This window comes from Nocardia sp. NPDC019219 (assembly GCF_040632645.1).
GTDB lineage: Bacteria > Actinomycetota > Actinomycetes > Mycobacteriales > Mycobacteriaceae > Nocardia > Nocardia sputorum.
Genome location: NZ_JBEYCG010000006.1, coordinates 149,660 through 169,696, shown reverse-complemented (window position 1 = coordinate 169,696; position 20,037 = coordinate 149,660). Strand labels below are relative to the sequence as shown.

The following is a 20,037-nucleotide window of genomic DNA, read 5'->3' as shown; positions in this document are numbered from 1 at the left end:
AAGGATTGCGACACGTGCCTCACGCAGTGGCGTCCGACGGGGTTCGCCTCGCCTATCAGGTGGCGGGCGCGGGTAGCCCGCTGGTCCTGCTCGCGGGTCAGGCCAACACCCACCACTGGTGGGACGGCATCCGCGCGGACTTCGAGACCCAACACCGCACCATCACCCTCGACTGGCGTGGCACCGGCGACAGCGACAAACCCGACGAGGTGTACAGCACGGCGGGTTTCGCCGACGACGTGGTCGCGGTACTCGACGACCTGGGCGTAGACCGGGCCGCCGTCTACGGCACGTCCATGGGCGGCCGGGTGGCCCAATGGTTGGCCGCGCGGCATCCCGATCGGGTGCACACCCTGGTGCTCGGCTGCACCTCTCCTGGCGGGAAGCATGCCGTCGAGCGCGGGCCGGAGGTCAGGCGCTCGCTCGCGCAGTCCGATCCGGCCGCCGCCCGCCAGGCTCTGCTGGAACTGATGTACACCCCCGACCGGCTGGCGAGTACGGCCGGCCCGTACAACACACTCGGCGATCCGGCCATGCCCGCCTATGCGAAACGCAGGCATCTCTACGCCAGCAACAAGCACGACGCGTGGGACGTTCTGCCGGACATCCGCGTCCCCACCCTGGTGGTGCACGGCACCGATGATCGGTTCAATCCGGCGGCGAACGCTCTCTTACTGGCCGAGCGCATTCCCGGTGCGCGACTGCATCTGGTCGAAGGCGCACGGCACGCGTACTTCGACGAGTTCCGTGCGGTGGCGAGCCCGGTCGTCCGGACATTTCTCGACGCGGCGCGGCCCTGACCTGCCGCCGCCGGTACGTCCTGGTGGACCGGCGTGGCGCGTGCCCGCGGGAATGTCCCGGGATCGCCTGGCGGACAGGCGATCCCGGGACATGTACCGCTACGCGTGGATCACGGTCGCCGCGTCGGCCGCCTGCGGGTCCTTCGGCTTCGTGCGCGGCAGGAAGGACGCCGGGATCAAGGTGAGCACGATCAGCACCAGCGCCACCACATAGGTGTGGCTGAACGCTTCGGCGGCCTGCTGCAGACCGGTATCGACGGCCCCGGGCGGAAGCTGCTCCGCCAGGCGGGGATCGAAGTTCGACGCGATCGCCGGACGCGCGAGCGGTTGGTTGTTCAGCAGGTTGGTCAGCACCACCGACATCGTCGCCGTGCCGATCGAGCCCGCGGTCTGGTTGACGATGTTCATCAGCGTCGACCCGCGCGCCACCTGCTGGTGGGTCAGGGTCTGGATCGCCGCGGTCATGATCGGCATCATGGTGCAGCCCATGCCCAGGCCCATCACGACCAGCGCGCCGATCATCGGCAGATACGAGCTGTCCGCGTCGAGTTGGACGAAGTAGGCGGTGCCGATCGAGATCAGCGTGATGCCGATGAGCACGATCTTGCCGGGGCCGATCTTGTCCACGAAACGCCCCGCGATCGGCATGCTGAGCATCGCGCCGATGCCCTGCGGCGCGATCAGCAGACCCGCTTGCAGCGCCGACTCGCCGCGCACCTGCTGCAGATACGTCGGCAGGAGCAGACCCGCCCCGAAGAACGCGACGGCGAACAGCACCATCGTGAGTACCGCGAAGGTGAGCGCGCGGTTGCGGAACAGATGCAGATCGATGAGCGGGTGTTCGGTGCGCAGCGCGTGCAGCACGAACGCGACCATCAGCAGCGCGCCGATGGCGGCCGGGATCAGCACCCGCGCCGCCAGCACCGTTCCCTGCTCCGGGATGGAGGAGACGCCGAACAGGAACAGGGCCAGGCCGGGCGAGGCCAGCAGCATGCCGATGAAGTCGAACGACTCCGACGGCTCCGGCTTGTCGCTGGGCAACACGATGAACGCGAGCGCCAGGGCGACCACGCCGATCGGCAGGTTGATCAGGAAGATCCAATGCCAGCTGAAGTTCTCGATCAGCCAGCCGCCCAGGATGGGGCCGCCGATCGGGCCGAGCAGCATCGGCACGCCCAGCACCGCCATCACCCGGCCCACCCGCTGCGGGCCGGCGGCATGGGTCATGATCGTCATGCCCAGCGGCATCAGCATGCCGCCACCCAGGCCCTGGATCACGCGGAAGGCGATCAGCGATTCGATGTTCCACGCCGTGCTGCACAGCAGGGAGCCGAGCACGAAGAAGGTGAGCGCCATGATGTACAGCCGCTTGGTGCCGAAACGGTCGGCCGCCCAGCCGGTCAGCGGGATCACGGTGGCCAGCGCGAGCGTGTAGCCGGTCATCGTCCACGCCGCGATGGCGTAGCTCGTGTCGAATTCGCGCTGGAAGGTCGGGATGGCGACGCTGACGACGGTGATGTCGAGAATCGACATGATCGCGCCCAGCACGACCACGCCGGCGACCTTGAAGACGGCCGCGTCCAGTTTGTCGCTCGTCGGGTCGGGCCCAGCAGCCTGGGTATCCGGAGGTTGTGTCACCGCTTAAGCGTGGCACCTTCGGGGCCGCAATACCAGTCATTACCGGTTCCTGTCGCCGGGAATTCCGCGAGCACCGACAACGCGGCCCGCGTCGCGGCCTCGCTCGCGGGTAGCAGCGGCAACCGGACCATCGGACTCGGTATGCGACCCTGCGCCGCGAGCACCGCTTTGATCACCGTCGGATTGGGTTCGGCGAACAGCGCGGCCGACAATACCGCCAGCCGGTGACCGAGCGACCGCGCCGCGCCGACCGGACCGGTGCGCCACGCGGCGACCAGAGCCGCGAACGCCGCGGTGTGCACGGCGGCGGAGGCCGTGATCGCGCCGGATGCGCCGAGGGCCAGCAGCGCCGGAGCGAACAAGTCGTCGCCGGCCAGCACGGCGAAATCCGCGGGCAACGCGCTCATCAGCGCGACGGTCGCTTCGTCGACGGCGCCGACGGCATGCTTGAGACCGATGACGTTGGGCAGGTCGGCGAGGGCGAGCAAGGTGCCGGTACCGAGGGAGAGCCCCGTCCGGTAGGGGATGTGGTAGACGACCAGCGGCACCGGCGCCGCCGCGGCGAGCTCACGGAAGTGCGCGAGCACACCCGCCTCGGAGGGCCGCGTGTAGTACGGGACCACGGTGAGGGCCGCGGCGCTCCGCGCGTCCAGACCTTCGAGGGCTTCGACGGAAGCGGCCGTCGAGTTCGATCCCACGCCGACGATCAACGGCGCGTCGTGTGCCCGGCAGACGCGCGCGCAGACGGCGACCACCTCCGCCCGCTCCGGGGCCGTCAGGGTCGCGGGTTCCCCGGTGGTGCCGAGTGCGACGAGGCCGGTGGCACCGTCGTCCAGTACCTCGTGGGCGAGCCGCTCCAGCGCGTCGGCGGCGAGTGCGCCGTCGGCGGTGAACGGCGTGATCAGGGGGACGAAAAGACCTGCGAGCGTCATGACAGTCAGCCTGATCGCTGAAAACCATCAGATCCAGTTCACGTTTCTGTCGCAGACCATAAGCTGAACTGATGCTCGATGTCCGCAAACTGCGTCTGCTGCGGGAACTGTCCCATCGCGAGACCATCGCCGCGGTCGCGGAAGCCCTCGCCTACACCCCTTCGGCGGTCTCCCAGCAGCTCACCGCCCTGGAACGGGAGGCGGGTGTGCCGCTGCTCGCGCGAACCGGCCGGCGGGTGACGCTCACCCCGGCGGCGGTGGCCCTCGTCCAGCACACCGAGCGCATTCTCGCGGTGCTCGAGCAGGCCACCGCCGAACTCGCCACGACACGCGCCGAACTGACCGGAACTCTCCGCATCGGAGCGTTCCCCACCGCCGTGCGGACCATCCTCTCCCCCGCACTCGTCGCGCTGAGCAGTGCGCATCCACGGCTGGAACTGCGCGTGACCGAACTGGATCCGGCGCTGGCGCCCGACGCGCTCCGCGCCGAGACACTGGACGTCGCGCTGATCCAGGAGTACGACTACGTGCCGGTCCCCGCCGATCCCGCGCTGCACAGCGAGCCGCTGTTCGAGGAGGTCGTCTATCTCGCCGCGCGCTGCCCCGGCCCGCTCTCCGCGCACCGCGAAAGTCCCTGGATCGCGAGCACGCCCGGCACGCTGTGCCACACGATGACGGTGCGCGCTTGCGAGGCGGCGGGATTCACACCCCGGATCCGGCATCACGCCGACGACTTCGGCACGGTCCTCGCGCTCGTGGCGGCCGGGCAGGGCGTCGCGCTGGTCCCGGAATTCGGGACGCGGGATTGCCCAGGAGGCGTCACGCTCGTCGCACTGCCGACGCGACGGCGGACCCACCTCGCCTATCGGCGCGGCGCGGGCGACCATCCCGTCGTGCGCGCCGCTCGGGTGGCGCTGCGCGAATCGGCCGAACGCTCTCCCGGCCGCTGACCACTCAGCGCAGCCGATACCGGCTGGTCGGCACGACATCCAGGTTCCGATCGCCACCGAAGGTCGCGACGCTGGCCATCAGCCGGTCGATCCGGCGGGCCAGCTCCGCCGCGTCACCGCCGCTGCCGTAGAACGCGTGCGGATCGCCGAGCGCTTCGATCGGGAACAATTCCTCCACGATTCCCGCGATGCCGGGCGCACCGGCCGTGGCGGGCCCGGTCACGACGTTCTGCACGTAGCCGAACGTCGCCTGCGTCTCGATGGCGATCGCGGTGTGGCGGTTGCGCCAGCGGTCCAGCCAGTCGGCCTGCGGCAGGCCGTCCGGCTTGCGCAGGAAGGCGATGTTCGACAGGCCCGGCGCGCGCTCGAGCGCGGCGGTGACCGGCGGCGGGATCGGCGTCACCTCCTCGACGTGCCAGCCGGCCACCCGCTCGGCGACAGCGCTCAACGCTCGCTCGGCCGCCTCCGGCCGCGGGTCACCCGCCCACCAGACGCTGACGACGGCCCGCACCGGCGCGTCGAACGTCGTGATGCGCAGCATCGCCGTCTCGACCGCCGCGTCCGCGATGTTCGCCTGCGCGGCGGCCACTTCCGGCAGGCGCGCCGCCAGATCCGCCGCGCGCAGGTCTCCGACACCCCACAGCGCAAAGATGGTCTTCATCCGCAGGCCACTTTCTAGAACACGTTTCACTATCGGTGCGAGCCTAGCCCACCGGCGCGGTTGGCCGCCGCGGCTCGGGGTATCCGACCGTCAAGCTGCGAAGGTGGTGATCCGTGCGGACCATATCGACCGACATCCCGGCCAGACTCGATCGTCTGCCCTGGTCGCGATGGCACTGGATGATCGTGATCGGGCTCGGATCCGTGTGGATCCTCGACGGGCTCGAAGTCACCGTCGTCGGCAGCGTGGCCGCCCGGCTGTCACAACCGGACAGTGGCCTGACCATCACAGCCGCACAGGTCTCCGGCATCGCCGCCGCCATGTACGTCGCGGGCGCAGGCTCCGGCGCGCTGTTCTTCGGTTGGCTGACCGACAGATTCGGGCGGAAGAAGCTGTTCCTGATCACCCTCGCGGTGTACCTCTTCGCGACCGCGATGACGGCGCTGTCGTTCTCGATGTGGTGGTTCGTCTTGTTCCGGTTCCTCACCGGGTTCGGTATCGGCGGCGAGTACGCGGCCATCAATTCCGCCATCGACGAACTGATTCCGAAACAGTACCGCGGCCGCATCGACATCGTCATCAACGGCACCTACTGGCTCGGGGCCGTCGGCGGTGCGCTGCTGTCCATCGTCGCGCTGAACACGGACCTGTTCCCGCCGAATGTGGGCTGGCGGTTGACCTTCGCGCTCGGCGCGGTCTTCGGTCTGGTCATCCTGCTGGTGCGCAGGCATGTCCCGGAGAGTCCGCGCTGGCAGTTCATCCACGGTCACGAGGACGACGCGGAACGCACCGTCACCGCGATCGAACAGCGCGTCCGCGCGGATACGGGCACGGCGTTGGCCGACGTGTCCGATCAGCGGATCCGCGTCCGGCAGCGCCGGACGATCTCCTTCCGGGAGATCGCCGAGGTGATGGTGCGGCGCTATCCGCGCCGCGGTGTGCTCGGCCTGTCGTTGTTCATCGGGCAGGCGTTCCTCTACAACGCCATCACGTTCAACTACGCGCTCATCCTGTCCAGGTCGTTCGAGATCCCGGACGACCGGGTCGGCTACTACTTCGCGGTGCTGTGCTTCGGCAACTTCCTGGGCCCGCTGCTGCTGGGCAAGCTGTTCGACACGGTCGGGCGCAAGCCGATGATCGCGGGCAGTTATCTCGGGTCGGCGGTGCTCTTGCTGGGCACCGCATGGCTTTTCGCGGGCGGTCACCTGACCGCTACGACGCTCACCGCGTGCTGGACCGCGGTGCTGTTCGTCGCGTCGTGCGGCGCCAGCGCGGCCTATCTGACCGTCAGCGAGATCTTCCCGATGGAGACCCGCGCCATGGCCATCGCCTTCTTCTACGCGATCGGGACGGTCGCGGGCGGCGTCGCGGGACCGTTGGTGTTCGCCGAGCTCACTGCGGACGGTGAGCCGGGGAAGACCGCCCTGGCGTTCGTCGTCGGCGCGCTGGCCATGTTCGCGGCCGGGTTGGTCGAAGTGGCTTATGGGGTGCGCGCCGAAGGCCGGTCGCTGGAGGACTTGGCCGAGCCGCTCAGCGCGACGCCGGAGCCGAGCCGGGTGGAGGCCGGTCAGCCGCCGCCGAGTGGATAGGGGCGGCACTGCGCGGTGTCCTCGGCGGAAGCCCGGCCACAGCCGTAGATCATCACGGGTTCGGCGTTGGTCGAGGGATCCCAGATCTGCTCCACGCTGAGCATGCCCACCCACTTGTCGTGCGCCACCCGGCCCGCGTGCGCGCCTTGACTGACCGAGAAGTCCAGCACGCCGCTACTGGATTCGATCACCGGATGCCGAGGGAGATCACGCAGCGCGGCCCACACCGCGGCCGCGCTGATCGGGATCGGCTCGGTCCACACGCCGGAGACGGCCGGAGCCAGCGCTTGCACGGCGCGCACGAACAAGCCCACCGCGTCGTAGGTCAGCGCGACCCGTTCACCCAGCGGATGTAACTGCGCGCGCTCGCCCAGCGGTTTGTCCGCCTCGGCGCAGGCGTTCCAGCTCGGGATGTCCGGATCCACGGTGGTGGCGAGGTTGTAGAACTCGACCCGGCTGCGCCGGCCCTGTCCCTTGTTCCGGCAGGTCACCAAGCTCGCTTTGGCCACGTAGACGAGCGGGCGCGCGCTGTTGGCGGCCCTACGCCGGTCCGCGCTGGCCATGAACCGGTTGACCGAATCGTCCGCGATCAACAGCACCCGCCGATCGCCGCACGCCTTGTTGAGGCTCTGCAGGAAGTCGGGGAACTCCGAATCCCGGCCTGCGAAGAACAGCACCTCGTCGCAGGCGTCGGTGTTGTCCGGCCCGGTGAAAGCCTCGCGCCGGTCCCAGGACCCGTCCCAGATCCGGCGCCCGCCCCGGGCCAGGATGTGCAGGTCGGCGGCCATGTTCTCGGTGTAGAGATCGGTCGGGTCGGGCCGGTGGTAGATCCGCACGCCGCGTCCGGCCAGCCCGGGCAGCGAATCCAGGTACTGCTCGATCATGTCGGCGATCGCGGAGTTCGGCGGAGCGATCTGGAAGTACAGCGGCGACGATTTCACCATCTCGTCGGCCGACAGGCTCGGCGCGACGATCGGAAGGCCGAGGCCGGTCAGCGCGTTGATCATGCCCAGCGTCGCGGTGCGGCTCTGGTCGAGCCCGATCGCCCCGACGATGCTCGGCTCGGCGCGGACGAGCGGCGCCAGCAGATCGACGACCTGCGCCCCCTGCAAATTGGCCGGCCCGGTGTTGGCGAGCAGCAACCTGATCAACGGGATCGTGTCGGGCGTGCGGGCGTCGGACAGCGCGACCGCTTCGAGTCCGCTGTACTGCGCCAGGGCCAAGCCCTCGATGTCCTCGCTCTGCGCCGGGTAGTCGCCCGGGACGCCGGTGAGCTGACCGAAATAGACCAGCGTGAACAGCGGCCGCGCCGGCTGCTCCCGAGCCAGCTGTTCGGCCAGCAGATTCTGTTTGTACACCCGTCGCTGCACGTCCACCAGGCGGTGGCTGCCGGGCTCGTCGCTCGCGAACAGGAAGCCCCGGCCGCCTGCCGCGGGATCGTCCGGATCGTAGGCGCTGAAACCGACGCAATTGCCGTCCGCGCCGGAAACGACGCGCACCCACCGGTCGGCTGTACCGGTCGAGCACGCGGGTGCGCCCGCACGCCACGGTCGCCACGTCGCGAAGCCGGCCGCGGCCAGTGCCAGCACGACCACCAGCACCATCGCGGTCACCGTCACCGCCCGCCGCGCCCACCACGGCGGCGCGGGCGGATCGATGCGACGGAACGGGTCCGGTTCGTCGTCGTTCGGGCCGGTCGCGGGGACCCCGAACCACAGCTGCCACGCCCGCTGCCGCTGCCGCTGCCGCGCGACGGGCAATTCGTCCAGCCAGATCTCGTACAACCGCCGCACCCGGTACGCCGGTCGCGCGATGACGCCCAGCGGCGGGGTCCGCGTGCCTGCCACCACCAGCAGCGGATCGTCCTTGCCGGTCTCGTTGCGGACGTCGTTGATCAGATCCAGCAGCCGGGGACCGGCTTCACCGTCGAGAGCGCGCAGGATCGCGACCGGATAGGTGGTGCGCCGCGCGGCGGCGATGCCCAACCAACGCCGTTGGTAGGCGACCCGCAGGTCTTCGACGAACGCGTGCACCAGCAGCTTGGCCAGCTGGTCGCCGTTCTCGCGACGGCGGGCGCCCTCGGTGAGCCGGTGGGCGAAGCCGAGGAACTGGCTGGACTGTTCCGGCGCCAGGTACTGCTGGCGCATGAACCAGCGGAACTCGCGCCCCACCCCGGGTATCCGGCCGCCGGTGCGCGCCCGGAACACCGCCGTCGGGAGCACGATGCGCAGCAATCCCAGCACGAGCCGCTGCACCACACCCACGGTGGCCTCGGCTTCGCCGAGCAACTCCTCACCCCAGCGGCCGAAGTCTCTGCGCAGCAGCGACGCCAGTTCGTCGAGCTCGTTGTCGGAACTCAGCCTGCGGGCCATCAACCACTCGGCCAGCCGGTAGCGCCGGAACAGCAACGGGCTCGATCGTCCGAAGCGGTCGGCGGACAATCCTTTGCAGAGGTTGTAGAGCAGTCGGCGCAGATCGGTGAGCCCCGGCGTGGTGTCGTCGACTACCGAACTGCCCTCGGGCAAAGGGTCGAGAGCATCGACGTCCACGGCCACGTGCAAGGCGCCGCCCAGTGCCGTCCCGAACATGTCCAGACAGGCGTCGACGTTGGTGAGATCGCCGCACAGGACCACCATCGGCAGCGTCAGCTCACCCCGCGACGGCCGTCGTACCAACCAGCGCAGCAGATCCTCGAGCACATCGACTCCCCGAAAGGAGACAGCTCTGGTGCCGGACATGACGCCCCCGTGTCCTCCGCCGAATGTGACCACCCATTGAAGCAGAAGCCAAAGTCTTTGACAGCCACAGCGGTTGGCTGGAGGCAGCGGCAGGAGAGCGCGGCAACCGGGCAGCAGGCACGCCGCACAAGCCCGGGATACGCGGGAGAGCACGGTCGGGAGGGGGCGTACAGTTCAGCGGAACTCGAAACGAGCCTGCGATTTCACACGGCTCGGAGTGTGTTTCACGGGAGCGGCCGGCGAATTCGCGGCGCGTCCTGTTCGGTGCTCGAGCCGCGACCGGCTATTCACCCGCCGCCGTCGCGTTTACCGGTGTCATCGGCTCCATGTGAAAGTACTTTTGCACGTGCATTCGCGAGCGGGACGCCGGGTCCACAATTACGGCGCCACCGTCGCGACCCTGGGCAGGGCCGCGCACGGTATCGGAATCCAGCCGTCCGGACGTCACGCAGGACCGGAGGACGCCGCCGGCTCGCTCAGTTGTGGCGCGGGTCGGCGGAGGAGTGGGGCCGGGTGATCCGGCGATGGGCCATGACCTCGGCCCACCAGCCGCTGAGCGGGCTGGGGTCGGGCCATACGATCCGATCTCGTTCGTCGTCGTCCGCGACGGGCGCTTCGGGCTTCTCGATCACGATGACATTCCTCTGCGCTGGTGCACGTAGCCGTACACATACTTGCGGAGAGCCCTCGTGTTCGTGCGCGCCGGTAGTCCGCGACAGAGCGCTTCGAAACGGCTGAACATCGAGCAGCGCGGGTTCCTCGCCCCTTTTATCGGATGACCGCGCTGTCGATCCGATACATCCCACATTTACCACAGCCGCCATGAAACAAACCGATCTTTTCGGTTTACGATCCGGACACCAACTGGTCACTTGGTAACATTTCTGCCCGCTGAACAGTGAAAATAGCCGCTGGACCAGCTTTCTTACACGAAACCGAAAAAGGGCCCGGGTGGCGAAACGCACCCGGCCGCCGCGCCCCGCCGACGGACGGCACGCGGACCGGCGGAATCGCGCTTCCCGACGGCTCTCGGTACCCGGCTCGCCGCAGAGCCACGCCTGCTCATCGTTGGCCGAACCCGGCCGAGTGCGCACCCGGTGGCCCGCGTACCCCTCGGCGAGGGGTGATGCCACCCGGGTGCGGCCCGAGCCGCCGGTCGGCGGGCAGGAGCCATCGAAAATCCCACGGTCACAAACCATTCGACTATCGACCGGACAGCCCCGGGCACCACGCGAAGTTTTGCGTCGACTGATTCGGCTCGAGCCACCCGGGTATCCGCCGATTATGGTTCGCCGAACCGAAGCCGTTGGCACACACGACGGAGTCACCAGGGCGCCGAGGCCCACGGACCGGGTGGCGCCCGATGGTTGCCGAAGACGATCGGCGCGGGCGTCCATGGCCGACGAAACCAGGTGATACCGATGGCCGACCTCCGCCGGATAATCCGAAAGCACGGTCCCTTCGCCTCGGTCTGCTTCGACAGTTCGCAGGACACCGAGGACGCGGCGCGGGAAAGCGAGCTGCGCTGGCACTCGATCGACACCGAACTGGAACGCAGCGGAGCCCGGCCGCGCCTGCGGCGGCTGCTGGCCCAGGCGATCGCGCTGCACCCACCACTGCGGGGCCGCTGCGGCAGACTGCTCATCGCCGACGAGACCGAAGTGCTCGCCGACGAACGCTTGCCGAGCCCGCCGGCCACCCGGATCGTCCGGGTGTCACCGCTGCCCTATCTGCTGCCGCTCCTGGAAGCGCAGGCGGAGAAGGTGCCGCACGTCGTCGCGCTCGTGGACCGGGTGGGCTCGGAACTCTACTCGCTGGACGGCCACGGCAGCGAAGCGCGGGAAGCCCTGCGCGGTCCCGCCCACCCGGCGCAGCCGATCCGGCACGACGACTGGTCGCATCGCACGCTCCGGCAGCGGGTCGAGGACACCACGCGGCGCAACATCCGCGAGTTCGCCTACGAGCTGGACCGGCTGGCCGAGACCGTGCGCGCGGAGGTCGTCGTGCTCGCCGGGGAAGCGCGAGCCCGTTCGGAATTGCGCGCGGCGTTCGACGCGAAGGGCCGCGACGTCGTCGAGGCCGAAGCCGGTCCGCTGGCACCGGGTTCGGACCCGAAGGCACTCGACGCGGAGATCCGCGAGATCCTGCATCGGGTGGTGGCGCAGCGCCGCCGCCGGGTGCTCGATCGCTTCGCCACCGAGATCCGGCTGCCGGACGGCTTGGCGGTGGCCGGGCTGGCCGCGACCACGACCGCGTTGCGCGCCGCCGCCGTGGAGCGGCTGCTGCTCGACCCGGGGGCGCTGGGCGACCGCCTGGTGCTGGCCGGGACCGCGCCGAACCCGCTGCTCGGCCCGGCCGTGCACAGCTCGGCCGGGGAGATGCGCCGCGCCGACGAAGCCCTCCCGGTGGCCGCCCTGGCGATCGGGGCCGAGGTCATGCTGGTCGAGGCCGTCGCCGCCCTGCGCGACGGGGTCGGCGCCGTGCTGCGGGACCGCTAGGACTCCAGGCGCGGCGACCTCACGACTTCGGCACGCGCTCGTGCAGCGTGAGCAGCATGTGGTCGAAGGCGGTCTGCACCGCGGGCGGAGCCTGCGGCAGACAATCGAGTTCGGCGATGAGCTGGGCGGCGAGGTCGCGCAATTTGACGTTGGTCTCCTGCGAACGCCACTGCAGGACGTGGAACGCCTGGTCGGCGTTGATCCGGTAGACCCGCATCAGCACGCCTTTGGCCTGCTCGATCAGCGCGCGCGCCTCGAACAGTCTCGGCAGCGTGCCGTCGAGCAGATCCTGGCGTTCCTCGGCGATGGTGGCCGTCAGGTCGACGTAGTAGCCCGCGGTGCCGACCACGATGCCGTCCTTGTCGGTCATGGTGTCGCCCAGCACGAGGACATGGTGCGGCACACCGGCGGTGTCGATGATGCGGTGGCGGCTGCAGAACGGTTCGGCGTTGCGGACCGACTTCTCGATCGCCTCGGCGACGTGATCCCGGTCCTCCGGATGCTTGTGCGCGAGGAGCAACTCGGTCGTCGGCGTCACCGTGTCGGGCGCGTATCCGTGCATCGCGGCGACCTCGTCCGACCACTCCCACCGCTGATCGGCGAACCAGAACCGGAAGCTTCCCGTGGTCTGCGGCGTCCCGGCGCCCACCACCCGGGCCACCGTTCCCTCGGCCGTGTCCACGATTCGGCCGCCCGATTCGTTCATCGCGTCCGTATGCTCCTGCCTGCAGCGTCGTACCGTGCATCCCTTCGGTCGAGACAGCCGTCCCGACCTGCGGTGACGACATCATCTTAGGCCGATCGAAGCGAGTTTCCGGCACGGCCGGGGATGCTCGGCGACACCGCCATCCCCCGCCGTCGTCAGAACAGACCTCTGGTATGCGAACTGCCTATGACAGAGGAAGCGCACCTCGTCTTCACGCGGCGCGATGGAGCCACGCCCGGATTGGCGAAACGGGTTCGCGCAGCGACACGCGCAGGCCGCCGGGGCTCCGGACGGCCGGTTCCCCGCACGCCGAACGGAGAGGGACGGCTGCCGCGCCTGCGTGGGTGCGGATAGTCTTGGGTGTGTGCCGGGGCAGGTGGAGTCTGCCCCGGGACACCCGTGCCGAGCGTCAGTCAGCGTGCGCCAGAGAGACCCGCTGCCTCTCGGCATCGATATCGAGAACGCGCACCGTCAGAGTGGCACCGATCTGCGGCTCGGTAGACCACTCGGTTCGGTGCAGCAACCCGTGAACGCCCGGAGCGACCTCCAAGAACGCGCCGAACGGCGCGATGTGGACGACGGCAGCCTCGAGCACGGAGCCCTGCGCGTGCGCGGCGACGAAATCCGGCCAGCCGCGCTGCGGCGATGATTCCGAAGGGGACATGTGTTCACCTCCTTCCGATGTCCCTGTAGTTCATGGGATTTCGCGAAGAAGGCGGGCGGGCCCCTGGCCCGCCGGAAGATCACAGCGCGGCCGGGTAACCGTTCTGTGTGCGGCGTGTCGCCGACCCGGCAGTCATCGCGACGACCATAACCCAGCGCGTCGCCATGGAACAAGGACGAAATTCGGAAAGCAGCGAAAAGTACGGTCGGAAAGCGATTTTCGCGCTCCCGAGACGTCCTCCCGCGGGTGTGAGAGCGCGTCAGCGCGAACGTCCGGACCAGAACGCGCAGTCGTGGCGGGCGGCGAAATCGTCCGTCATGAAACTGCCGGTCGCGCGCATGGTCAGCGCGGGCCCGTCGGTGCCCTGCCCGGCCGATTCCGGCCAGGCCGACCATTGCGGCGAGCCGGGAGCGTTCGGGTCGCCGGTATGAGCGAAGGTGGTCCACCATCGTTGCATCTGCGCGGCGAACGCGGCGGACGCTCCGGTCCAGGGAATCGGCAGTCCCATGAATCTGGTGAACAGATACAACAACTCGGAGGAGTGGAAGGCCCCGGGCAGAATCGGATCGGCCGCACCGAGGGGCGCCTGATCGAATTCGTACTGCCACAGTGGATGGCCGGCCTCGCGCGCCGTCCGGCTGGTGATCAGCGCCGGACAGGCGAATCGGCTGTCGGTGATCACGGCGATCTGGGCAGCCGCCGGTGAGGGGTACCGGGCGAGCGGATATCGAGCCAGCACCTGGTCGGCGTCGGCGCCGAAAGACTCGCGCACGTAACGTTCATAGCTTGCCGCGTCCGGGACATGGCCGACGGCATAGTCGGTTTCGGCGACGCTCAGTGCGCCTTCCGCGCTGGTGCTCCCGACGATCAGCGGCGCCTTCCTCACGTCTCCCGTCAGGGCCGCGTCGAGTGTCCGAGTGATGACGACACCGTCGATACTCGGCACCCAGATGGGAGTCTGCCCGTCGGATTCGACGTTCGGCGCGTCCAGGAGGGTCGCCGGGGGCAGCGCGCGCAGGCAGGCCAGCCGGGTTGCGGCGTCGGCGCATCCGACGCGCTCCGCATAGCGCCGCGAGCGCGCGAAGGCGTCAGCCGGATCGATGGGGGCCAGGGGCGCTTGCGCGCAGGCGCCGCTCTGCACGATCGCTTTGGCGAACAGGGCGTCGGACCCGGGTGCGGCGAAATGCGTGCAGACGCTCACGCCGCCGGCCGACTCACCGAATATCGTGACATTGCCCGGATCGCCGCCGAAGGCGGGCGCGTTGTCGCGCACCCACCGCAGAGCGGCTTGCTGGTCCTGGATACCGGCCGTTCCGGTGGCGCCGCCGGATTCGGCCGTGAGTTCGGGCAGCGACAGGAAGCCGAACGGTCCGAGGCGGTAATTGGGGATGGCCACGATGACGTCGCCGTCGGCGGCCATCCGGGTGGGTCCGTCGTATTCGCTGTTGGAGCCGTTGATATAGCCGCCACCGTGGAGGAACACCATGACGGGCAGCGGGCGCTCCCGGGCGCGGTCCGGCGCGTATACGTCGATGGTCAGGCAATCTTCGCTGGTGGGGCCGAGCGGCGGTAGACCGGGCAGGTATCCGTTCTGCGAACACTGCGGCCCGTGGTCGCGCGCGGGGCGCACGCCGGGCCACGGCGGAACCGGACGCGGCGGGCCGAACCGCGCTGAGCCTCCGGTGGACGCGGCGAACGGGATGCCCAGGTATTCGACGGTTCCGTCGACGACGCGACCGGAGATCGAGCCGCCGGTCACCAGCACCTCCAGCGGCGCCGACGCGACCACGGACGCCGGGATACCCGCGAACCACGAACCGGTGACGACCGTCAGGGCGATCACGGTTCGCACGATCCAACGAATCATCGCTGCCCCATACCTCCGATGCGGTCGCTGCGGTCGGCGGCGGGGCTTCCGGCCTCGTCCGCCGCGGTAGCCCGATCGGCTCGGCGTCGCGGTGCGCTGCCGGATCGGCAGTCGACCGGCCGCACGCGACGGAAGCCGAATCGTCGCTGCAACCCTCATCCGGTGGATCACACGCACGGCGCCCGTAGACTCCGGTCCGACTCCGCCGACGATGTCCGAATCCCTGCCCGGGGCAGCGGACATCGCGCCCGGCCCTCATCGTCTGCTCACTCCATGACGTCCCCGCAACCCATCTGAGCTGGAGCGATAGCACCTCGGGTGATGCTACAGCGGTCCGGTGCGCGGCGCGGGACATGACGCAACTGTTCGGATCGCCCCAGTCGGCATCGCCGCGTGTTCCGGTCCGATCGCGAGAGCCGGATCGGGCGTCAGTTCTCGGTGAGCACGGCCAATTCCTCGGTGAGGATCTTGATCGTTTCGCGGATCTGATCCTCGGTATGGCAGGCGGTGACGAAGAACCGCAGGCGCGCGAGGTGCTCCGGTACCGCCGGGTACAGGATCGGGTTGACGTTGACGCCGCGGCGCAGCAGGGCGTTCGACAGTTTCAGCGTCTTCAGCGAGTCACCCACGATGCACGGGATGATCGGCGTGTCGTGGCTGTCGCCCGTGTCGATGCCCGCCTCCCTGGCCAGCCGCAGGAACAGCCGGGAGTTGCGGCGCAAACGTTCCAGCGGTTCGCCCTCGGACCGCAGCTGCCGGATGGCCGCGGCCGAGGCGGCCGCGTTCATCGGCGTCATGCCGACGCTGTAGACGAAGCCCGGCGTCGTGTACTTCAAGAAGCGGATCAGCTCCGCGCTGCCCGCGACGTAGCCGCCGCACCCGGCCAGCGCTTTCGACGTGGTCCCGGACCACAATTCGACATCACCGCGATCGACGCCGAAGTGCTCGCCGATGCCGCCGCCGCCCGCGCCAAGCACGCCGACGCTGTGCGCCTCGTCGATCATCAACAGCGCCTTGTGCTTCTTCTTCACCGCGATGATCGCGGGCAGGTCCGGGATGTCGCCGTCCTGGCTGTAGACGCCCTCGATCAGGATCAGCACCCGCCGGTACTGGTGGCGGATCTCGGTCAGCAGTTCGTCGAGGGCGGCGTGGTCGTTGTGCGGGAACGGACGGCGCGTCGCGCCCGACAGCTTGCAGCCCTGCATGATGCTGTCGTGGGCGAGGCTGTCGTGGATCACCAGGTCCTCCGGCCCGACCAGGTGCCCGATGATCGTGACGTTCGTGGAGTGGCCGCCGACCAGCGCGATGGCGTCCTCGGTGCCGAGCAGGCCCGCGAGTTCCGCCTCGAGTTCGCGGTGCACCGGCTTCTCGCCGGAGAGGATCCGGCTGGCCGAGCACGAGCTGCCGTAGCGCGCCACCGCGTCTTGCACGGCGGCGACGACCGCCGGATGGCCGGACAATCCGAGGTAGTTGTAGCTGGAGAAGTTGATCGCGGGCGCGCCGTCGACCACGGAGGTGTCCCGGGTGACGCCGTCGTTGATCAAGAAGTAGGGGTTGCGCAAGCCGAGCGCTTCGGCGCCGGAGACCCGCTCGGCGAGCGCCTTCACCTCCGCGAAGTCCGCGATCCGGTACTCCGGCTCGACCGCCGTGCGCTGGGGTTCGGGCGCTTCGGCAGGGACGGGTTCGGGTTGCCGCGGCGCGGGCGCGCCCGCCTGTCCGGTGACGTAGGCGAGGACGTCACCGAGCGTCGTCGTGGGCGTGAACCGGGCCGGGTCGATGGTCACCGCGGGCAGCTTGCGAACGAGCGCGGCGATCAGATCGGTCAGCATGAGCGAGTCGAAGCCCAGGTCGTCGCCGAGGGTTTGGGCCTCGCGGAGCCGATCGGCCGGGAACCCGCTCACCCTGGCGAACTCGGCGCGGACGACACCCGCGACGGCTTCCGCGTCGACCGGCCGGTCCGCGGCGGTGGTCCGCGCCGCGGCCGCTTGTGCCGCCGGCGCAGCGCTACCCACCTGCGGGACGCGCCCGGCGGGCGGAGCGCCCACCAGGCTCGCCAGTACGGCGTTCTGTTCACGGAAGAGTGCGATCAACTGGTCCATCGAAGTTTCCTCTGGTGCTGCGGAGGGCGCAGGCGTAGTGCTCGGTTCGAGCCAGAAGCGCTGGCCGGTGGCGAACTCGTAGCCGGGCAGCCGACGCCGGACGCGCTGTTCGGGTTCGTAGAGCCGGTCCCACTCGGGGTCGAGGCCGTCGCGATACAGGGCCGCGACGGTGGCGGCGAGCTCGTCGCCGGTCGCGCCCGGCCCCGGGCTGGGTGTCAGGCAGCGCGCCGCGAGATCCGGGCGGACGCGGCCGACCAGCCCGGTGAGGATGCGACGCGGCCCGATCTCGACGACATGGCTTGGATCGGTGCCGAGCGCGGCCTCGACGGCCGCGCCGAATCGGACGGTGGCACGGACGTGCTCGGTCCAGTACGCGGCGTCCATCGGCTCGTCGGCCTCGAGCAGGCGCCCGCGCACGGTCGAGTAGAGGGGCAGAGCCGGCGTGCGATAGACGCATTCGCGGGCGACGGCCTCGAACCGCTCGAGCATGGGATCCATCAGCGGACTGTGGAAGGCGTGGGACACGGTGAGCGCCTTGGCGCCCACCCCGCGCGCCGCGAGTGCCTCCCGCACCCGGTCGATCGCCTCGGCGGCGCCGGACAACACGATCTCCTTCGGTCCGTTGATCGCGGCGATCGCGACCCCGGAACGATCGGCGAGCAGGTCGGCGAGGTCGTCCGCGTCCGCCCGCACGGCGAGCATCGCACCGCCCGCGGGCAACCGCTGCATCAGCTCGCCGCGCGCGACGACGAGACGGCAGGCGTCGTCCAGGTCGAACACGCCCGCCACCGCCGCGGCCGCGAACTCGCCGATGCTGTGCCCGAGCACCCAGGCGGGACGAACGCCGGCGTCGGCGAGCGATTTCGCCACGGCGTACTCCATCGCGAAGATCGCAGGTTGCGCGAGATCGGTGCGGTCGAGCTCGATGTGCTCGTCGAGCATCAGCTCGCGCACGGAGCGACCGAGCGGGGCCCGCATGGCCTGGTCGACCAGTTCCAGCGCGCGCCGGAACAACGGACTGGCCGCGTTCAGCGCACGCGCCATGCCCGCGAATTGCGATCCTTGCCCGGTGAACATCCAGCCGACGCCGAGCGGGCGCACCACCCCGGTTTCGGTGCCGTCGCGCAACCGCGCGATCGCGGTGTCACGATCGGCGGCGACCACGGCGAGCCGGGCGCGCCCGGACGCCTTGACGTGGTTGCTCGTCCAGCAGAGTTGCGCGAAATGGTCCGGCGAGCAGGCGGCCAAGGCATCGGCGAGGCGATGAGCATTGCGCCGCAACCCTTCGGCGTCGTTCGCCGAGACCGTCAGCACTCCCCCGCCGGACGCCGTCGGCGTTGCGGCGGCGGGGGCGCTGCCCAGCACGACATGGGCGTTCGTGCCGCCGATGCCGAAGCTGCTGACTCCGCCGTAGCCGGGACCCGCCAGCGGCATGGGCTCGGCGAGCAGCCGCAGCCCCTGCTGCGCCATGCGCAGGCGCGGGTTCTCCTGATCGGCGAACCGCGACGGCGGTACGACGCCGTGCCACAGGCCGAGGGCGACCTTGATCAGGCCCGCCACGCCCGCGGCGCCCTCGGTGTGGCCGAGATTGCCCTTGATCGAACCGATTCCACACGGCCGTGTCCGGTCCCGCCCGTGCAGCTGTCCCAGCGCCTTGACCTCGATCATGTCACCGAGCACTGTTCCGGTGCCGTGTGCCTCGAGGAAGTCCACCTGCTCGGGCCGCACCCCGGCGCGCTCGCACGCCTCGCCGATCACCTGCTGCTGCGCCCACCGGTTCGGCGCCGTGATGCCGTTGCTGCGCCCGTCGGAATTGACCGCGCTGCCCTTGATCACCGCGTAGATCGGCAGGCCCGCCGCCTGGGCGTCGGCGAGCCGCCGCAGCACGAGCACCGCCACGCCCTCCCCGCGCACGATTCCGTCGGCGCTGCCGCTGAACGGCTTGCACCGCGCGTCCGGCGCGGACAGACCCGCCTGGGTGTAGAAGACCCCGACCGCGGGCGTGAGCACGAGGTTGACCCCACCGGCGACCGCCTGGTCGCACTCGCCGGAAGCCAGTGCGCCGCAGGCGAGATGGACCGCGACCAGCGACGACGAGCAGGCCGTATCGACCGCGACACTCGGCCCCTCGAGATCGAACTGGTAGGACAGCCGGTTGGCGGTCATGAAGTACCCGTTGCCGGAGCCGTGCTGCGGCGTGATCGCGGCGTAGTCGCTCATCTGCAGGTTGGCCCATTCGTTGGCCATCACGCCGACGAAAACGCCGGTTCGCGAACCCGCCTCGCCGCGCGGGTCGAGTGTGGCGTCCTCGAAAGCCCGCCAGGTGGCTTGCAGCAGCAGCCGCTGTTGCGGATCCATCGCCTCGGCTTCCCGCGGGGCGATACCGAAGAACTCGGCGTCGAACGCGTCCGCGTCGTCGAGGAAGCCGCCGCTGCGGGTGTTGATCGTGCCGGGGGCACCGGCCGGATCGTGGAAGTCGGCGGCGTTCCAGCGGCTCGAGGGGACCTCGGAGATCGCGTCACGTCCATCCATCAGCAGCCGCCACAGCGCGGCCGGATCAGGCGCTTGGGGGAATCGGCAGTCGATGCCGACGATAGCGATGTCGGTCATGCGGCCAGGGTGAACTCGGCGGCGAGGTAGGCGGCGATGTCGGCGATGGTGGGGTACTCGAAGACCAGCACCGGGTCGACCTCGAGCGACCACCGGTCCTCGATCTCGCCGCACAGTGTCACCGCCGAAACGGAATCCAAGCCCAGCTCGGCGAGCGGGACGACCGGATCCACCTCGCGGGGGGCGCGTTCGGTGTAGTCGGCCACGCGCTCGACGAGCCAATCCTGGATCGTGGTCGAACGGGTAATCGTGCTGCTGAACATGTTTGGGCTCCTCGGCGGATTT

Annotated in this window: 14 protein-coding genes; 4 read left to right on the top strand and 10 right to left on the bottom strand. The window is 69.7% G+C overall.

The features are described 5' to 3' along the window. Window positions 1–14: 14 nt before the first annotated feature. Window positions 15–800: an alpha/beta fold hydrolase gene (locus tag ABZ552_RS14195; RefSeq protein ID WP_281873884.1), complete on the top strand. Its 786-nt coding sequence runs from the start codon at window positions 15–17 to the stop codon at window positions 798–800. Between the two features lie 99 nt (window positions 801–899). Here ABZ552_RS14195 and ABZ552_RS14190 read toward each other — a convergent pair whose 3' ends face one another. Together ABZ552_RS14190 and dapA are read right to left on the bottom strand one after the other, a co-directional pair. Then, window positions 900–2,438, bottom strand: coding sequence for a DHA2 family efflux MFS transporter permease subunit (locus ABZ552_RS14190; RefSeq protein ID WP_281873885.1), 1,539 nt, complete (start codon window positions 2,436–2,438; stop codon window positions 900–902). Then, the gene (gene dapA / locus ABZ552_RS14185; RefSeq protein ID WP_281873886.1) at window positions 2,435–3,370 is read right to left on the bottom strand and encodes a 4-hydroxy-tetrahydrodipicolinate synthase; all 936 of its coding nucleotides are present in this window, start codon (window positions 3,368–3,370) and stop codon (window positions 2,435–2,437) included. Before dapA ends, ABZ552_RS14190 begins: the two co-directional genes overlap by 4 nt. Window positions 3,371–3,441: 71 nt before the next feature. Here dapA and ABZ552_RS14180 point away from each other — a divergent pair, with 71 nt between their 5' ends. Then, window positions 3,442–4,320, top strand: a complete 879-nt coding sequence (locus ABZ552_RS14180; RefSeq protein ID WP_281873887.1) for a LysR substrate-binding domain-containing protein — start codon at window positions 3,442–3,444, stop codon at window positions 4,318–4,320. 4 nt (window positions 4,321–4,324) lie between these two features. On the opposite strand, the gene ABZ552_RS14175 is transcribed toward ABZ552_RS14180, so the two are convergent. After that, window positions 4,325–4,981, bottom strand: coding sequence for an EthD domain-containing protein (locus ABZ552_RS14175; protein ID WP_281918885.1), 657 nt, complete (start codon window positions 4,979–4,981; stop codon window positions 4,325–4,327). A 113-nt stretch (window positions 4,982–5,094) separates the two neighbouring features. On the opposite strand from ABZ552_RS14175, the gene ABZ552_RS14170 reads away from it, so the two are divergent. Further along, entirely contained in the window at window positions 5,095–6,570 is a 1,476-nt protein-coding gene (locus ABZ552_RS14170; protein WP_357437363.1) for an MFS transporter, read from the top strand. Here ABZ552_RS14170 and ABZ552_RS14165 read toward each other — a convergent pair. Then, window positions 6,549–9,269 (bottom strand): hypothetical protein, encoded by a 2,721-nt coding sequence (locus ABZ552_RS14165; RefSeq protein WP_357437360.1) that lies wholly within the window; start codon window positions 9,267–9,269, stop codon window positions 6,549–6,551. The two genes, ABZ552_RS14170 and ABZ552_RS14165, sit on opposite strands and share 22 nt — an antisense overlap. A gap of 515 nt (window positions 9,270–9,784) precedes the next feature. Continuing rightward, complete coding sequence (locus ABZ552_RS14160) at window positions 9,785–9,940, bottom strand: hypothetical protein (protein WP_281873894.1); 156 nt, start codon at window positions 9,938–9,940, stop codon at window positions 9,785–9,787. 789 nt (window positions 9,941–10,729) lie between these two features. On the opposite strand from ABZ552_RS14160, the gene ABZ552_RS14155 reads away from it, so the two are divergent. Further along, window positions 10,730–11,806, top strand: a complete 1,077-nt coding sequence (locus tag ABZ552_RS14155; protein WP_281918888.1) for a hypothetical protein — start codon at window positions 10,730–10,732, stop codon at window positions 11,804–11,806. Between the two features lie 19 nt (window positions 11,807–11,825). On the opposite strand, the gene ABZ552_RS14150 is transcribed toward ABZ552_RS14155, so the two are convergent. From ABZ552_RS14150 to ABZ552_RS14130, 5 genes are all read right to left on the bottom strand, one after another. Further along, window positions 11,826–12,512, bottom strand: coding sequence for a PAS and ANTAR domain-containing protein (locus ABZ552_RS14150; RefSeq protein ID WP_281873897.1), 687 nt, complete (start codon window positions 12,510–12,512; stop codon window positions 11,826–11,828). Window positions 12,513–12,921: 409 nt separating this feature from the next. Continuing rightward, window positions 12,922–13,176, bottom strand: a complete 255-nt coding sequence (locus ABZ552_RS14145; RefSeq protein ID WP_281918889.1) for a S1 RNA-binding domain-containing protein — start codon at window positions 13,174–13,176, stop codon at window positions 12,922–12,924. 259 nt (window positions 13,177–13,435) lie between these two features. Beyond that, a complete protein-coding gene (locus ABZ552_RS14140; RefSeq protein ID WP_357437355.1) occupies window positions 13,436–15,043 on the bottom strand; it encodes a carboxylesterase family protein in 1,608 nt (535 codons plus the stop codon). Window positions 15,044–15,471: 428 nt separating this feature from the next. Further along, window positions 15,472–19,752: an aminotransferase class I/II-fold pyridoxal phosphate-dependent enzyme gene (locus ABZ552_RS14135; protein ID WP_281918891.1), complete on the bottom strand. Its 4,281-nt coding sequence runs from the start codon at window positions 19,750–19,752 to the stop codon at window positions 15,472–15,474. After that, a complete protein-coding gene (locus ABZ552_RS14130) occupies window positions 19,749–20,015 on the bottom strand; it encodes an acyl carrier protein (protein ID WP_281873904.1) in 267 nt (88 codons plus the stop codon). The genes ABZ552_RS14135 and ABZ552_RS14130 overlap by 4 nt, the downstream gene beginning before the upstream one ends. Window positions 20,016–20,037 lie beyond the last annotated feature (22 nt).

Bases quoted from the DNA above. Each gene is read 5' to 3' on its own strand.
- dapA (WP_281873886.1), bottom strand. From the start codon at position 3,370: ATGACGCTCGCAGGTCTTTTCGTCCCCCTGATCACGCCGTTCACCGCC.
- ABZ552_RS14180 (WP_281873887.1), top strand. From the start codon at position 3,442: ATGCTCGATGTCCGCAAACTGCGTCTGCTGCGGGAACTGTCCCATCGC.
- ABZ552_RS14175 (WP_281918885.1), bottom strand. From the start codon at position 4,981: ATGAAGACCATCTTTGCGCTGTGGGGTGTCGGAGACCTGCGCGCGGCG.
- ABZ552_RS14155 (WP_281918888.1), top strand. From the start codon at position 10,730: ATGGCCGACCTCCGCCGGATAATCCGAAAGCACGGTCCCTTCGCCTCG.
- ABZ552_RS14150 (WP_281873897.1), bottom strand. From the start codon at position 12,512: ATGAACGAATCGGGCGGCCGAATCGTGGACACGGCCGAGGGAACGGTG.
- ABZ552_RS14145 (WP_281918889.1), bottom strand. From the start codon at position 13,176: ATGTCCCCTTCGGAATCATCGCCGCAGCGCGGCTGGCCGGATTTCGTC.
- ABZ552_RS14140 (WP_357437355.1), bottom strand. From the start codon at position 15,043: ATGATTCGTTGGATCGTGCGAACCGTGATCGCCCTGACGGTCGTCACC.
- ABZ552_RS14135 (WP_281918891.1), bottom strand. From the start codon at position 19,752: ATGACCGACATCGCTATCGTCGGCATCGACTGCCGATTCCCCCAAGCG.
- ABZ552_RS14130 (WP_281873904.1), bottom strand. From the start codon at position 20,015: ATGTTCAGCAGCACGATTACCCGTTCGACCACGATCCAGGATTGGCTC.